The sequence below is a fragment of the Sorangium sp. So ce295 genome (assembly GCF_051527405.1).
GTDB lineage: Bacteria > Myxococcota_A > Polyangia > Polyangiales > Polyangiaceae > Sorangium > Sorangium cellulosum_B.
Genome location: NZ_CP150324.1, coordinates 777,974 through 793,593, shown reverse-complemented (window position 1 = coordinate 793,593; position 15,620 = coordinate 777,974). Strand labels below are relative to the sequence as shown.

At 71.3% G+C, this 15,620-nt stretch carries 10 protein-coding genes; 3 read left to right on the top strand and 7 right to left on the bottom strand.

Features of this window, described 5'->3' with window-relative positions:
• The first annotated feature begins 180 nt into the window (after positions 1-180).
• The 3 genes from WMF11_RS02970 (at position 181) to WMF11_RS02960 (ending at position 3,767) form a co-directional block, all read left to right on the top strand.
• Positions 181-1,362, top strand: a complete 1,182-nt coding sequence (locus WMF11_RS02970) for a hypothetical protein (protein WP_437976340.1) — start codon at positions 181-183, stop codon at positions 1,360-1,362.
• Positions 1,363-1,476: 114 nt separating this feature from the next.
• A complete protein-coding gene (locus tag WMF11_RS02965) occupies positions 1,477-3,378 on the top strand; it encodes a DEAD/DEAH box helicase (RefSeq protein ID WP_437976339.1) in 1,902 nt (633 codons plus the stop codon).
• A complete protein-coding gene (locus tag WMF11_RS02960; protein ID WP_437976338.1) occupies positions 3,357-3,767 on the top strand; it encodes a hypothetical protein in 411 nt (136 codons plus the stop codon). The genes WMF11_RS02965 and WMF11_RS02960 overlap by 22 nt, the downstream gene beginning before the upstream one ends.
• A 547-nt stretch (positions 3,768-4,314) precedes the next feature.
• Here the strand turns inward: WMF11_RS02960 and WMF11_RS02955 are convergent.
• The 7 genes from WMF11_RS02955 to WMF11_RS02925 all read right to left on the bottom strand — a co-directional run bounded on the left by WMF11_RS02955 (position 4,315) and on the right by WMF11_RS02925 (position 15,611).
• The gene (locus WMF11_RS02955; protein WP_437976337.1) at positions 4,315-4,857 is read right to left on the bottom strand and encodes a hypothetical protein; all 543 of its coding nucleotides are present in this window, start codon (positions 4,855-4,857) and stop codon (positions 4,315-4,317) included.
• 570 nt (positions 4,858-5,427) lie between these two features.
• A complete protein-coding gene (locus tag WMF11_RS02950) occupies positions 5,428-8,829 on the bottom strand; it encodes a GAF domain-containing protein (protein WP_437906888.1) in 3,402 nt (1,133 codons plus the stop codon).
• 105 nt (positions 8,830-8,934) lie between these two features.
• Complete coding sequence (locus tag WMF11_RS02945; RefSeq protein ID WP_437906887.1) at positions 8,935-9,780, bottom strand: lysophospholipid acyltransferase family protein; 846 nt, start codon at positions 9,778-9,780, stop codon at positions 8,935-8,937.
• Between the two features lie 141 nt (positions 9,781-9,921).
• The gene (gene gatB / locus WMF11_RS02940) at positions 9,922-11,379 is read right to left on the bottom strand and encodes an Asp-tRNA(Asn)/Glu-tRNA(Gln) amidotransferase subunit GatB (RefSeq protein WP_437976336.1); all 1,458 of its coding nucleotides are present in this window, start codon (positions 11,377-11,379) and stop codon (positions 9,922-9,924) included.
• A gap of 109 nt (positions 11,380-11,488) precedes the next feature.
• Entirely contained in the window at positions 11,489-12,163 is a 675-nt protein-coding gene (locus tag WMF11_RS02935; RefSeq protein WP_437549280.1) for a NuoI/complex I 23 kDa subunit family protein, read from the bottom strand.
• Positions 12,164-12,174: 11 nt separating this feature from the next.
• Complete coding sequence (locus WMF11_RS02930) at positions 12,175-13,941, bottom strand: complex I subunit 1/NuoH family protein (protein WP_437906885.1); 1,767 nt, start codon at positions 13,939-13,941, stop codon at positions 12,175-12,177.
• Positions 13,938-15,611: a 2Fe-2S iron-sulfur cluster-binding protein gene (locus tag WMF11_RS02925; protein ID WP_437549276.1), complete on the bottom strand. Its 1,674-nt coding sequence runs from the start codon at positions 15,609-15,611 to the stop codon at positions 13,938-13,940. Before WMF11_RS02925 ends, WMF11_RS02930 begins: the two co-directional genes overlap by 4 nt.
• Between the last annotated feature and the right edge of the window lie 9 nt (positions 15,612-15,620).

The window sequence follows — 15,620 nt, the reverse complement described above, 5'->3', positions numbered from 1 at the left end:
CGCACACGACACCACATGTAGCCAGCATCACAAGGCGGCAACGCCGCACGCTTTCGTCCATTTCAACCAAGCGTCCGCGCACGAGCGAGCGGAAGATGGACGCATCGAGCAGCGAGCGCCGCTCGAAGCACCACGGTGAACATCGCGGTGGTCACCCCGTTCTTATGGAGGGAAGCGCCTATGCTGGGATGGTTGGGATTTCTCGCGGGCAGCGCCTTCGGCGCGTACGACATCGCCTCGGTCGAGGTCACGCGGCCGCATCCATCGCTCGAGAGGGTGGTCTACGAAGTGGACGCCGGGGACAGCCCCCTGGATCGGTTCTCGATCATCCACGTGAGCAAGCGCGGGGCCGGCCGCGGCTGCGGCGAGCCCGTGATCCTCTTCAGCCCCTTCTCATTTCCGGGCGAATTCTACGAGATCAGCGAGACCGGGAGGTATGCGAAGTCCGCGGCCGGCGAGCTCGCCATGGCCGGTCACGACGTCTGGCTCGTCGACCAGCGGAGGACCGAGCTCCCGCCCGGCGCGTGCGAGTCCGGCGCGGCCGATTGCAGCGTGATGGCCGACTGGGACTTCGACACCCTCTCGAACGACGGGCTCTTCGCGCTCTCCCTCGTGCGCTCGCAGAACCCCGGCGCGCGGCCCGTCATCGGAGGATTCTCCGCAGGCGCCAACACGGCCATGGCGCTCGTCAATCGCGCGCCCCGCGCCTTCTCGGGCGTGTTCCTCTACGAGGGCACCTTCTACACCGAGGATCCGGAGATCGCCACGCACAACGACGCGATCTGCAGCAACCTCGAGGGGGCGCTCGCCGCGGGCTCGACCTACGATCCCAGCATCGCCGTCCTCGGGCTCGCGTTGCGCGGCGCCGCCGCCGATCCTCAGGGCGCGTTTCCTCTGCCCATCTTCCCCCCGGGCACGACCAACCAGCTCGCCATGCTGCTCGTCTTCGGCGCCCCGCCTCCTCCGGGCGCGCTCGCCCCGACTCCCTCGTTCGTCCGCACCGTCGCCGATTTCGAGACCCAGAGCCTCGTCTATAGCGATGAGGCCCGGCTCGAGCTCGTAGGTCCCCTCATCGACAACTACGGCGCCATCGCCGGCGTCCGCGATCTCGCGTGCGGGCTATCGGGACGCGACGCGAGCCACACGTCGAACCTCTCCGCCTTCCGCGGCGATGTGCTCATCTACGTCGAGGGCACCGGCTTCGGCCCCGCCATGTTCGACACTGCAGGTCTCTTCGATCGTGCCGCATCGGTCACCATCGATCACAACCCCGAGCTCGGCGAAGCGGACGTGTACTTCAACGTCCACTGGAAACAGACCTTCCTTGCCCCCTTCACGCGCTGGCTTCGCCAGAAGATCTAGGACGCATTCCGATCAAGGGCGCCAAATTTCCAAAAATAATCGTCAATTTGCTGCCGTTCTCGCGCCCATGGCACCTCGACATCCCGGAGCCAGAGGGATACACGCGGCCGAGGCATGCAGGTCTCGACGACGCCCATCACGTCGATCTCCGCGAGCGACGTGAGCTGGCTGCTCGCCACGGAAGCGGGCAGCCGGCTGCTCTCCGGCGCGGATCTCTTCACCTTGGCGTTCGCGCTCTCGGGCCGGTCGCACCAGGAGCCGCTGACGCTCGACGAGGCGCATGACCTGCTCCTCGCGCACGGCCTTCCAAAGGCGCTCGCGGGCAGCGCGCTCATCGAGCGGATGCGCGAATCGACGAGCGCCGATCCGGCGTTCCTTGTCTACAACGCGAGCACGTTCTGCGTCGACCGCAACGTCGGTATCCCGCGCCGGCTGGGACAGCTCGTCTTTCGTCACGACGTCCAGCGACTCCTCCTGGCTCATCGCGCGGAGAGGCCGCCGCCCCCGGAGCGCCCTGTCACCCGCGCTCGGGCCCGCTCACCCGCGCGGGCTCGGCGGACCGAAGCGCCCGCCGCGCCGCCACGAAGTCCCCCCGCCACCCCGACGACCCCGGAGCGCCCGCCGCGCGCCCGTGCTGCCAGCCCGCGCGGCACGCCCGCCGCCTCCCGGCCGCCCGCCGCCTCCGGCGTGGCGGAGCCGGCGCCCTCGCCCGAGCCGGCTCCCCTGCCGGCCCCGCCGCCCAGGAAGCCGGCGCCGCTCCTGATGTCCGGCCTCGACCGGTCCGAGCTGCTCCAGCGGCTCGCGGACCCGCCGTCGTCGCTCGCGGCGGTGAGCCACGCGCTGCGCGCTCACCTGCTCGCCTCGGCCGAGCAGTTCGAGGAGCTGCTCGCGCTTGCCGCGCTCACCGGCGTCGAGCCGCACCGCTACCAGATCGAGACCGCGCGGCGCGTCCTCCGCGTGTTCCGCGGGCGCGCGCTGCTCGCGGACGAGGTCGGTCTAGGCAAGACGGTCGAGGCGCTGACGATCCTGCGCGAGTACCAGCTCCGCGGGATGGTCCGGCGGGCGCTCGTCCTCGTCCCTCCTGCGCTCGTCGGCCAGTGGACGGGCGAGCTCGCGGAGAAGGCCGGGATCGCCGCGCGCACGACCGACGACGCCGCGCGCACGGCGGACCCCGAGGCCTTCTGGCAAGAGGAGGGCGTGGTCGTCGCGTCGCTCGCCCTCGCGAGGAGCGCGAAGCACGCGCCGCTCGTCCAGGCCGCCTCGTGGGACCTCGTGATCATCGACGAGGCCCATCACGTCAAGAGCCGCACGACCGTCGGCTTCAAGCTGGTCGACGGCCTGCACAGCCGGTTCCTCCTGATGCTCACGGCGACGCCGATCGAGACCGATCTCGAGGAGCTCTACAACCTCGTGACGCTGCTCAAGCCCGGGCAGTTCGCGACCCCGGCGGCCTTCCGCGCGCAGTTCGTCGACCCGAAGGACCCGCTGTCGCCGAAGAACCGGGAGCGGCTGCGCGCCCTGCTCGCCGAGGTGATGGTGCGCAACACCCGCGCGGACAGCGGCCTCGCGCTGCCGCCCCGCTATGTGAGCACGGCGCTGGTCGATCCGCTCCCGGAGGAGCGCGAGCTCTACGAGCGCGTCCTCGCCCTCGTGCGCGCGCACGGGGCCGACGCCGGCTCCCGGATGCTGGCCTCGACGCTCCTGCTCGGCGCCGGCTCGAGCCCCGCCGCAGTTCGCGGGAGCCTCGAGCGCATGAGCGCGAGCGAGCGGCGCGTCCCCGCGCTGCGCGCCGCGCTCGCCGCGCTGGCGAAGCTCGCGGCCTCGGTCCGCGCGTCCCGGAAGGGCGGCGCCCTCGTCGATCTCGTGCGCGCTCACGACGAGCAACTCCTCGTCTTGGCCGCGCGGCGGACTGGATCGCGCTCCGCGCCGAGCAGGCGGTGCGGCCGCTGCTCGGCGAGGTCGAGCGCAGGCACGCCCGGGATCACGATCGGATCGTGGCGTATTTCGCGGACCTGATCGTGGAGGCGCGGGCGCCGCGGCGGCGCGCGGATCCGAAGGCGGTCGAGGCCAAGGTCGCGCACCTCATGGCCGAGCGGAACGCGAAGCTCGAGGCCTTGCCCGCGCGGTTCGCGGCGAAGGTGACGTGCTCGGTCGCGGCGCTGGTGAGCGCCGAGGTCCCGGCGGCGCTCGTGAGCCTGCGTCTCCGGCGGCGCAAGGAGTCGCGGGACCTAGTCGTTAGGCTCCCCGCGGGCGCATCGAGCTTGGACAGGCTCCTGTGCGAGGCGTGCGGCGCCGCGACGGCGCGGCCGGCGGCGTGCGACGATCGGCTGCATCTGCTCTGCGAGGCGTGCGCGCCGAACGCGCAGGGCAGGATCGCGTGCCCGGCGTGCGCGAAGCGGCGCTGAGGGCGCCTATCCGACGCTTCGCTTCACGCCCGCAGCCATCGCCGGGGTGCCCCGCATGTTCCGCGGGAGGTGGCAGGAGCTCACGTGGACATCGTGCAGGGCGACCGCCGCGCCGTGTCGCGAGAGTTTCTTCGAGAACGCGAGCGTCGGGCGCCGAGCCGCGGGCCAGTTCATTCCTCTGGACCCGCCGCCGGTGGAGGGGCGGGTCCACCGACCGAGGCGCCATCCACCCTCGCGGGTGCCGCGGAAGGCGGCGCCGAGCCTCCAAGGCTCTGGGCGATCGGCGACGTTCAGCAGGGAATCGTGGAATATGAGCGCCACCATGAACGCGTGACGCAGGGCGCAGCATCTGAGCATCGTGCCTGGACCTGCGATGACAATTGCTTCACTGGGGCTTTGATTGCTTCTACGACTGCTCGCTGAGCGTGGGGCTCTGGCGCGGCCCTCCCCCTGGGTAGTCGCGCGCGGTCGGCTTTACTTGCTCTCCTGCTCCTTGCGCGTCCGATGTGCGGAATAGCGCCGCGCGAGCAGGCGGTACGTTCGACCGTCAACGTCGCGCTGACGCCTCGTGGGACGACGCCGGATGGCGGATCGAAGCAGATATCGTCGTCCGTTCCGCCTCGGCGTTGGAGTTGTCGGGGCCTCCGGCGCCGCCCCTGTCGCTGGCCGCGGCGAACGGGTCCTCCGGAGCATCTTCGGGCACAAAGGGCTCGACCTCCAGACGACACTTCGGGAACGTAATAAGGAGCGTTAACTTGTAGAACTTCCCTCGCGCTGGAGCGAACCCCACGGCCGGCACGCTCCAGTAGGCCCGACTGGAGAAACGTCGAACGAGGTGGGCTCCAATCGAGATGACCTTGCCCGCGGGGACCGGCGCGGTGGTCGATCCTTCGACAGGCGAGATGTCGTAAAACTGGCCGCCGCTGTACATGGTCATCCTGTCATCTTCCTCGAAATTCTGGAAGATAACCGTCGCCGTCTCTTCGTACTTGACGAACGGATACCTGGGGTATTTCTGCGAAGAGCCGCAGCCCGCGAGCGCCATGGCGCCACACATCAACAAGCTTCGCCCAAGCCAACCTTTGATCATGTGAAGCCTCCCAACCGACCCGTCCATCCGGCGTTCGATCGTCGTCAGCGCTTTGGACCGTCTCACGCGCCCCCGATGTAGGCCACCCCATCTCCCCGCCCCGGCGCTCTCTGCGATGATTCTATCAAATCCGCTTCGGTGTCTCTTCAAAACCCAGATAGGAGCTCCGACGCCGTCGCCCCACCTCTGCAGTGATCCCCCACGCACCCCTGCTCCTCAAGGCAAGCGCGCCTCCCTTGCCCCGGCCACCTGCACCGCTGCTGCCGAATCCCCCTTCTCCTCTCCAGCGGGCGCCAGGGCGGTGAGCGCCGGGGTGGGGGTGTGCGCGGCAGCGCGCGGGGGGCGCGCTGGAGCACCGAACGAGGTGCCATAAGGTCCCAGCCAGCTCCACGTCCCAGGCGCGCCTTGTGTGGCGCGCAACGAAACGTCTCAGAGGGCAAGGCCCGAAGTGAGACATGCCGGGCGGTGTTTCATGCGCAAGCTCCCCCGCCCCTGTCTTGGCGGATGGCCAGCGCCCCCCGCGCGCTGCCGCGCACACCCCCACCCCGGCGCGTGCCCCCGGATCCCCCGTCAGTCCTCCCGGGACCAGGGCATCAACCCGGTCGCCAGGCACTTCACCGCCGCCGCCAGCTCGATCGGCTCGATCGGCTTGGGCACGTGCATCTGGTAGCCGGCCGCGAGCGCCCGCACCCGGTCCTCGGTCCGCGCGTACGGCGTCAGCGCCAGCGCCGGCGTGCGCCCCACCTTGCGCGGCAGCAGATCCCGCACCCGCCGGATCAGCGAGTACCCGTCCTCCCCCGGCATCCCGATGTCGACCACGAGCAGCGCCGGCTCCGACGTCTCCAGCAGCTTGAGCGCCTCGTTGCTGGACGTCGCCGTGCTGACCTCGGCCCCGCAGCGCCGAAGCACCGCCGAGAGCATCGCCAGCGTATCGGGATCGTCGTCCGCGATGAGCACCCGCACCCCGGTGAGCCGCGGGAACGGGTTGCGCGGATCCGGCGCGATGCCCGCGTTCGTGAGCGCCGTCGCGGTCGCGCCCGTCGAGAGCGGCAGCTGCACCGTGCACGTCGTCCCGCGCCCGGGGCCGGCGCTCGTCACGCGCACCATGCCGCCGTGCAGCCCGACGATGTGCCGCACGATCGACAGGCCCAGCCCGAGCCCCCCGTGCCGGCGCGCGCCGCTGTTGTCCTCCTGCCGGAAGCGCTCGAAGACGTGCGGCAGCGAGTCCGCCGAGATGCCCTCGCCGTCGTCGATCACCTTGACCTCGGCGAAGCGCTCGTCCTGCGAGAGCTGCACCTGCACGAGCCCCCCGGGGCGCGCGAACTTCACCGCGTTCGAGAGCAGGTGCCACACGACCTGCTGGAGCCGCGCGGGGTCGCCCTCGACGAACACCCCCTCCGGATCGAGCCTCGTCTCGATCGCCACGCCCTTGCCCGCGGCCGACGGGAGGATCGACTCGACCGCCGTCTGCACCGGCAGCGTCAGCTCCACCGCGAGCCGCTCGATCTTCAGCGTGCCCGTCACGACCTGCGACGCGTCGAGCAGCTCGTCGATCAGCGTCACCTGGTGCTCGGCGTTGCGCTCGACCGCCGACAGCGCCCGCGTCTCCGCGACCCGATCGAGCGAGCCCGCCTGCATCATCCTCGCCCAGCCGAGGATCGCGTTGAGCGGCGTCCGCAGCTCGTGCGACACCGTCCCGAGGAACTCGTCCTTCAGCCGGTTCGCGTCCTGCACCTCGCGGTACAGGCGCGCGTTGTCGAGCGCGAGCGCGGCACGGTGCGCCACCTCCTCCGCGAAGGCGACGTCGGACCGCTCGAAGAACCGGCCCGACTCCGACGACACGAGCGAGATCGCGCCGAGGATGCGCCCGCGCGCCCGGAGCGCCACCACGAGGTACGAGAGCGGCGCGAGCGTCCGGTTGGCCGTGGCCTCCTCGCTCGTCATCGCCTCGTGCAGCAGCACGTCCCCGCGGACGTCCGCGTAGAGCTCCGACCGCCCCGTGCGCAGCACGCGCGCCACCGGGCCCGGCTCGCCGTCGACCCGGCTCGGATGGAAGTAACGGAGCAGCGGCTCCTTCAGCGGGCTCACGTGCGCGGCCGCGACGTGGCGCAGGCCGAGGCCGTCGTCGATGTCGACGAGGCAGAAATCGGCGAGCACCGGCAGGACGAGCCGCGCGAGCGACTGGAGCGTGGCCGTGAAGTCCAGCGACGCGGCCAGCGCCGTGCTGAGCTCGGCCAGGAACGCGAACCGCCGCGCCGCCTCCTCGGCCTCGGCCCGCGCCGCCTGCACCCGGATCAGCCGGGCGCGCTCCTCCTCGGCCCGCTTGCGATCGGTGATGTCGCGGTGGATGCCGACGAGGAACAGCGGGCGGCCCTCCTGATCGTGGACCGCGTACGCCGTGATCTCGATCGGCACCTCGGAGCCGTCGCGCCGCACGCACGGGACCTCGCCGACGAAGGTGCGCGCGTCCTCGATCTGCTGGAGGATCCGGGCCGTGCTCTCCTCGCGGACGTCCTCGCGGTGGAGGAGCGCCATGCTCTTGCCGACGATCTCCTCGGACAGGTAGCCGAAGATCGACTCGGCCTCGCCCATCCAGTACCGGATGTTGCCCTCGACGTCCGTGACGAGGATGGCCTCGGGCATCTGCTTCAGCACCTCGTGCGAGAGGTGCATGGCCTCCTCCGTCTGCAGCGCGGAGAGGCGCGCCCGCTCGAGCGCCTGCGCGCTCTGCTGGACCAGCGCGAGCATGAACGCCCGGTCGTCCTCGGTGAACGACTGCGGCGCCGAGAAGCCGAACCCCACGGCGCCGAGCACGCGCCCCTCGAGGAAGAGCGGGATCGCGGCGTACGCGCGCTCGCCCGTCGCCACGCAGCACGACGCGAAGCCCGGCTCGAACTCGCCGAAGCGCCCCTCCGACTCGAGGAAGATCGGCTGCCGCTCCCGGACCGCGCGCGCGAGCGGCAGCTCCGCGCCGAGGTCGAAGCTCTTGAAGCGCGCGATCTGCGCCTCGAGGTAGCCCGTCGAGCGCACCGTCTCGAGCTCGCCGCCGAGCCCGGCGCGCAGCGCCACCACGCCGGTCATCGCCCCGGCGGCCGCGACGACGTCGCTCGCGAGCACGCGGAGCACCGCGGGCGGCGTGATCGCGTCGGACAGCGCGGCCGTCACCGCGAAGAGCCACGCGGCCCGGTCCGCGCTCCGCTCCGCGGCGTGGCGCGCCTCCTCCGCCTTCCGGTAGAGATAGGCGTTGTCGAGCGCCAGCGCCACGCGGTGCGCGAGCTCGGCCGCGAGCACGAGATCGTCCGCGGAGTAGATGCGGTTCGACTCCGAGACGCCGAACGACAGCACGCCGAGCTTGCGGCCGCGCGCGATGAGCGGCACCGCCATCGCCGACCGCGTGCCGAGCTGCTCCAGCGCGGCGGCGCGCTCGGCGGCCTCGTCGCTCTTGTCGCGATCGAGCTCGTGCAAGAGCTCGGACTCTCCGCTGTGCAGCACCTTGGCGATGCCGAGGCGCTCCTCGGCGTCGGGCGAGATCGCGCGCAGGAGCCCCTCGCGCTCGGGGTTCACGTGCTTCGCGGCGACGCGGCAGAACCGCCGCCGCGTCGCGCCCGCCTGGCCCGCGCGATCGGAGCCCGCCGGGTCGGAGTCCGCGGCGCGATGGCGCCGGGCCGCGTAGATGCCCGCCACGGGCGCCGGGTCGATCCCCTCCGGCCCGGCCACGAACGTGGAACCGCCGTCCGACGACGGCGGCGGCGGCGGCACAGAGCCGACCAGGCCCATGGCGTCCGCGGCGCCACGCTCGATGAGATCGACCGTGCACCAGTCCGCCAGGTAGGGCACCGACAGACGCGCGAGCCGCTCGAGGATCGTATGAGGGTCAAGCGATCCGGTGAGCTGCTCGCTCGCGTCCGCCAGGAACATCAGCTCATTATGGATCGCCCCTCCGCGGGGCGGCTTCAGGACCTGCCATGCCATGGCGGTCTCGCTAGGGTTGCCTTCACGCTCCATGGGGTCGCCGGCGGCCCGCATCGTAGCGAGGGCCGATCGCAGAAGCCAGCGGCGCAGGAGAGAGCGCGGCGCCTAACCGTCTGCGGCGAGCCGCGCGCGGGCGCGGCGGACGAGCGCCTGGACGGCGCGGTGCGATTCGTCGCGCACCTCGCCGACGTCCTGGCCTACCGTGGCGATGGGCGCGCCGACCTCGAGCGCCACCGGGATACGTCGCGCACGGCTCACCCGGGCCATGTGCGCCGTGAACGACTCGTCGACGTAGGAGGACTCGGCGCCGCCGTACACGAGCCCCACAGGGACGATCTCCGCGCCAACGCGGCACGCCGCGGTGAAGCCGCCCGCACGGAACGGCCGCACCTCATCTCCGGAGAACGTGGTCCCTTCGGGGTAGACCATCACACCACGGCCGCCCTTGAGCGCGGAGGACATCGCCTGGACGACCGCAGAGCCGCTGCGCTTGCTGGAACGGTCCACGAAGAGCGTTCCGACGCGGCGCGCCGCCATGCCGATGACCGGCCATCCAGCGAGGTCGGCCCGGCTCACGACCGTGGCCTCGAAGAAGGCGAGCGTGATCATGATGTCGAGCGCGGAGCGGTGGTTCATCACGAACAGCCGGCCGAGCCCGGCTGCGTCGCGCCCAGGGCAGTACCCGGCGCCCTCCGGATCGGCCGCGCCGGCGGAGCGCCCCGCCGCGAGCTCACCCTGGAAGAGGCCGCCCGCGCGCACGTCGAGCCCGTAGAGCTTCAGGAGCGCGCGCCCATACCGGCGCATCCATGTGTGGAGGACCACTTCGCGGTCGGCCGCGGGCGAGATCGCGGTGTCGACCTCGAGCAGGCCGTACATGCCGAAGGTGAGGCCGACGAAGCCGGCCGTGCGGAGAGGGAAGCGGAGGGCGTCGAGGGGACGAGCGCTGACCATGCGTCGGATGTCCTGCCCGCTCGGGGCGATCGTGGAACCAGGGCTTCAGCGAGGCGGAGGCGCCGGGCGCGCCCCGGCTCGCGCGGCGAGAGCGCCTCCCGGCAGCACCCTATTTCACGCTTGCGCTCGGAGAAAGCCCCGTCACCCGCCCGTGGCGGGAGCTCCGTCGAGCAGCCGCTTCAGCACGTCGTTCACGACGGCCGGGTTCGCGCTGCCCCCCGTCTTCTTCATGATCTGGCCCACGAAGAAGCCGAACAGCGCGGTCTTGCCGGCGCGGTACGCCGCCGCCTGCTTCTCGTTCGCGGCGATGACCGACGCGGCGACCGCCTCGATCGCGCCCGCGTCGCTCATCACGGCCATGCCCTTGTCGCGGACGATGTCGCCGGGCGCCCGGTCCGTGCCGGCCATCGCCGTGTACACCTCCTTGGCCTGCTTGCCGCTGATCGCGCCCTCGTCCACGAGGCGGAGCAGCGCGGCCACCTGGCCGGGGGCGACAGGGAACGTCGCGGAGAGCCCCGTCGTCCGGGTGTCGCGCAGCACCTCGCCCTGGACGAAGTTCGCGACCTTCACGGCGTCGCCGTGGAGGCGCGCGGCCTCCTCGAAGAACGCGGCGATCTGCGGGTGGCCGGTCAGGACCGACGCCGCGTACGGGGTGAGGCCGAGCGACTCGGTGAAGCGGCGCCGCTTCTCGACCGGCGGCTCCGGGAGCGCGCCGCGCACGTCGGCGAGGAACGCCTCGTCCACGACGAGCGGCGGCAGATCCGGCTCGGGGAAGTAGCGGTAGCCGGACTCGTTCTCCTTGTCGCGGAGGAGGTACGTCTCCTTCTTCTCGGCGTTGTACCCGCGGGTCTGCTGCCGGACGCGGCCGCCCTGCTCGATGAGCGCGATCTGCCGCCGGATCTCGAGATCGATCGCCTCGGCGACGAAGCGGAACGAGTTGATGTTCTTCAGCTCCGTCCGCGTGCCGAGCTTCGTCTCCCCCACCTTGCGGACCGAGACGTTGGCGTCGCAGCGGAAGCTGCCCTGCTCGAGGTTGCCGTCGTTCACGCCGATGAACATCAGGATCTCGCGCAGCCGCTTCAGGTACTCGGCCGCCTCCGCGCCCGAGCGGAGGTCGGGCTCACCGACGATCTCGATGAGCGGCGTGCCGGCGCGGTTGAGATCGACGACCGACAGGCCGCCGATGCCGTGGACGTTCTTGCCGGCGTCCTCCTCCATGTGGACGCGCGTGATCCCCGCGCGCGTCTTGCCCGCCTCGGTCTCGATCTCGAGCTGGCCGCGCAGCGCGAGCGGCCGATCGAACTGGCTGATCTGGAAGCCCTTCGGCAGGTCGGGGTAGAAGTAATTCTTCCTCGCGAAGACGCTGCTCTCCTGCACGGCGCAGCCGAGCGCGAGCGCAGCGCTCACCGCCATCCGGACCGCCTCGCGGTTCAGGACCGGGAGCGCCCCCGGGAGACCGAGGCAGACCGGGCACGTGTGCGTGTTCGGCGGATCGCCGAAGCTGGTCGCGCAGCCACAGAACGCCTTGGTCCGGGTGAGGAGCTGCGCGTGGACCTCGAGCCCGATGACCGCCTCGAAGGAGCCGTACGTCGTCGCCATGACCCGCCCTTCTAGCAGAACCTCGGCCGGACGAGAGGCGAGATGCCCGGGCTCCACCGCGCGCGCCAGGCGGCGCAACGACACGGCCTACCGGGGGAGGAAGACCTGCTCAGTGATCCGCGTGGTCGCGCGAGAGGCCGGGGTGCGTCGGGTCGCCCGGCTCGTGGCGCGTGTTCGCCGTCAGCCGCGAGCCCGAGCGGTCGGAGAGGCTCATGAGGAGATCGCGCCGGTAGATGAACTGCTCGCGCGAATCGTAGGGCACCGCGTGGAGGCCGGTGTCCATCCGGATGGCGTCGACGGGGCACGCCTCGACGCAGAAGCCGCAGAAGACGCAGCGGAGCTCGTCGATGACGAAGCTGCTCGGGTACCGCTCGTAGCCCTTCCGCCGATCGCCGTCGGGGTACTCGGCCGGCTCGATCGCGATGCACTGCGCCGGGCACGCCGTCGAGCAGCAGAGGCACGCGACGCAGCGGGGCGAGTTGTCCTCGCGCAGCGTGAGCCGGTGGATGCCCCGGAAGCGCTCCGGGTAGGGGCGCTTCTCCTCGGGGTAGCTGATCGTCGTGACGCCCGGCTCGAGCGCGTGCAGCACCGGGTCGGGCTTCTGGCCAAGCACCATCTCCTTCGTGTTCTTGAAGAAGTGCTTCATCGTGATCCCCAGGCCCTTGACCATCTCGGGGATGTAGGCCTGGACGTCGGCGCTCCGGGTCGGGCGCGGGATCGGCTTGCCGGCGACCGGCCTTCCGGCCGGCTTCGTCCACGTGGTGCTGGGGGTAGCTCTCGCCATGAGATCCTCCTCTACGCCTGCTGCGGCGACGCCTTGGTGCCCCCCGCCGCGGCAGCGAACCGGGACGAGGTGGAGTTGACGGTGCGCTGGCGCTCGACCGGCTCGAGCAGGCCGGCGATCAGCGCCACGACCGCCGCGAACCCGCCCAGGGCGACGATCGCGTGGGTGACGTCCGCCGCGACCTGGAGACCGCCGACGAGCCCCGCGGGCGCCGAGTCGACGGCCAGCACGACGATGCCCGTGACCATCATGTTGACGATCGTGAGCGGCAGGAGCTTCGTCCACCCGAGCCGCATCACCTGGTCGTAACGGAAGCGCGGCAGCGTCCAGCGGAAGAAGACCTGCACCCACGCCATGAGGATCGTCTTGCCGAAGAACGCCAGCACGTAGGTCAGGCTCACGGCGAAGTGGGTCATCTTGTACTGGAAGAGCGTCGCGTCGCCGAAGGCGATGTTGATGCCGTCGCGGTCCAGGAACGGCAGGTGGTAGCCGCCGAAGAAGAGCGTGACGAGGAGCGCGCTCGACGTGATGAGCTCGACGTACTCGCCCGTCATGAACATGCCGAACTTCATCCCGGAGTACTCGACGAAGTAGCCGGCGACGATCTCGCTCTCGCCCTCGGGCTGATCGAACGGGATGCGCTTCGTCTCGGCCGCGAGGGCCGCGAGGAACAGGATGAACGCGAGCGGCTGGACGAAGATCCCCCACGTGTGCTCGGCCTGCCACTGCACCATGTCGCCGAGCCGGACGCTGCCGTAGATGATGAAGAGGCCGACGACGCTGAGGCCCATCGCGACCTCGTAGCTGACCATCTGGCTCGCGGCGCGCAGGCCGCCGAGCAGCGAGAACTTGTTGTCGCTCGCCCAGCCGGCGAGCGCGGCGCCGATGATGCCGGTGCCCGCCATCGCGAAGATGTAGAGGATGCCGACGTTGAGGTCCGCGACCTGGAGGTTCACGACGTGGCCGCCGCACGTGAGCGCCTGGTCGACCGTCCGCTTGAGCAGCGGGAGGTCCCCGAAGCCGAAGACCCCGTCGCCGTTGTCCTCGAAGCAGAGCTTGTCGCCGAACGGGATGACCGCGAACGTCACGAGCGCCGGGAACATCGCGAGCAGCGGCGCGAGCGAGTGGAGGAGCCGGTCGGCGTTCTTCGGGATGAAGTCCTCCTTCCAGATCATCTTGATCGCGTCGGCCGCGGCGTGGAGCGTGCCGAGGAGCCGCAGCGGGATCTTGCCCTCGGGCACGCGCAGCGCGGCGTACGCGCCCGTGACGAGCAGCAGCGCGCCGAGCAGCACGCACGCGATCCGCGCGACGACGGGCGCCGCCGAGAGCGGGACCGCCTGCGTCAGGAAGAAGACCGCGACGTGGGCCATGACGCCCCCGTAGAAGATGTTGCGGGGCTCGACGCGGGCGAGCGCCTCTTCCGCCGGGTTGATCGGGCCGCCGCTGCGGGCCGACGCGCAGAACACGATCAGCCCGAGCCAGGCCACGGCCACCGCGAACTGCGCGGCGGCCACCATCGTCTCGGCCGCGGCCGGCGCGGACGCCGCGCGCGTCGCCGTGAACACGGACAGCGCCGCGAGCAGCGCCGGGGGGAAGAACACGATGCCCCGCACGACCAGGGACGGCAGGTAGACGACCGCCCGGTTCGGGCCGACGCGGTCCTGCACCATCGCGCCCTGGCGCCGGTCGGCCCAGGTGGCGATCGCCGCCATGTTCAGCAGGAACATGACGACGATGAGGATCTTGACGATCGCGAGAACGAGCTCGACGCTGGTCATGCCGTGGCCTCCGTCTTCTTCGGCTCGACCCGCGCGCCGTCGGCGATGGCGGGCGCAGCGCCGAGCGCCGCGGTGGGAGCGGCTGCCCCACCAAGCGCCGCGCCGGGCGGCATCGCGCGGCGGAGCTCGGCCAGGGTCTTCCACCCGGTCTCGTACCCGAGCGCGCGCCCGAGCCGGCCGATGAGCTCCCAGGCAGGGCGCGCGTCGCCGTGCGGGAGCAGCGCCCGCTCGCTCCGCTGCGCCAGGCCCTTGCCGTTCACGTACGTCCCCTCGGCCTCGGCCCAGGAGCACGCCGGCAGCGCGACGCGCGCGGCCTTCGCGAGCGGCCCCTCGTGGGCGGCGATCGTCACCACCCCCTTCAGCCGCGAGAACGCCCGCTGCGCCTCGCCCGCGTCGACCTCGAGGTCCGACCCGAGGGCGACAACGTACGCGTACTGCCCGGACGCGATCCCCTGGATCAGCTCCGCGACCGGGCGCGGCGGGGTCGCCGCCGCGATCTGCACGGCGCCGCGGGTGTTCGGGTTCTTGTCCTCGCTGATGAGGATGTCGTCGCCCTGGCCGAGCGGCTTGCCCGACACGAAGAAGTCGGTCGCGCCGAGGTACGTCGTGGCGAGGTGGTAGAGCGCGAAGTTGTCCTCGTTCGAGTGCTGCGCCGACAGGACGATCGCGACCTTCGCCGGGTCGTCGCCGTGGCCGGCGAGCTGCTCCTTGGCCGCGGCGAGCGCGTCGTCGACGCTCGCGTCGTCGTTGCCGACGAGCGCCGTGAGCAGCCGTCCATCGACCGCGTGCCGGTACGAGAGCATGCCCTCGTCGCACATCCAGTACGTGTTGACCGCCATGTTCTCGCGGGGGCGGTGCCGGTACGGCGTGTTGTTGCGCGGATCGTAGTCGAGGTAGGCGTTGCAGCCCGTCGCGCAGCCCTGGCAGACGGTCCGGGCGCTGCGGAGGAACCAGACGCGCGCCTTGAACCGGAAGTCGCGCGACGTGAGCGCGCCGACCGGGCAGACGTGCTCGGTCATGAGCGTGTAGTTGTGGTCGAGCTCGCGCCCCGGCGAGACCGTGATCTCCCCGAGGTTGCCGCGCTCGCGGACGGAGAGCACCGGATCCCGGGCGAGCTCGTTGCAGACGCGGATGCACCGCGTGCAGACGATGCAGCGCTCGGCGTCGTACACGATGGTCGGGCCGAAGGTGACCGCCTTCGGCTTGTGCACCGGCTCCTGCCGCATCCGCTTGCCCTTGCGCTGGTGCTCCAGCCAGTAGTCCTGGAGGCGGCACTCGCCGGCCTGATCGCAGATCGGGCAGTCGACCGGGTGGTTCAGCAGCAAAAGCTCCTGCACCGCCGAGCGCGCCTCGGCCACGTGGTCGCTGTTGTCGGACAGGACCTCCATGCCGTTCGCGCAGGCCATCTGACAGGACGGCTGGAGCTTCGGCTTCGCCGCCGGCACGTAGTCCTGCTTCGCCGCGTCCCAGCGGAGGATGTCGAGGCTCATCGCCGGCCGCCCCGGCGGCGGCAGCACCTCGACCAGGCACATCCGGCAGTTGGCGGCGACGCTGAGGCCCGGGTGCCAGCAGTAATGGGGGATGTCGATCCCGGCGCGGTGCGCCGCGCGGATGATCGTGTCACCGCTCTCGAAGGGGATCTCCCTTCCGTCGATCTTGATCGTAGGCATCGTGCTCTC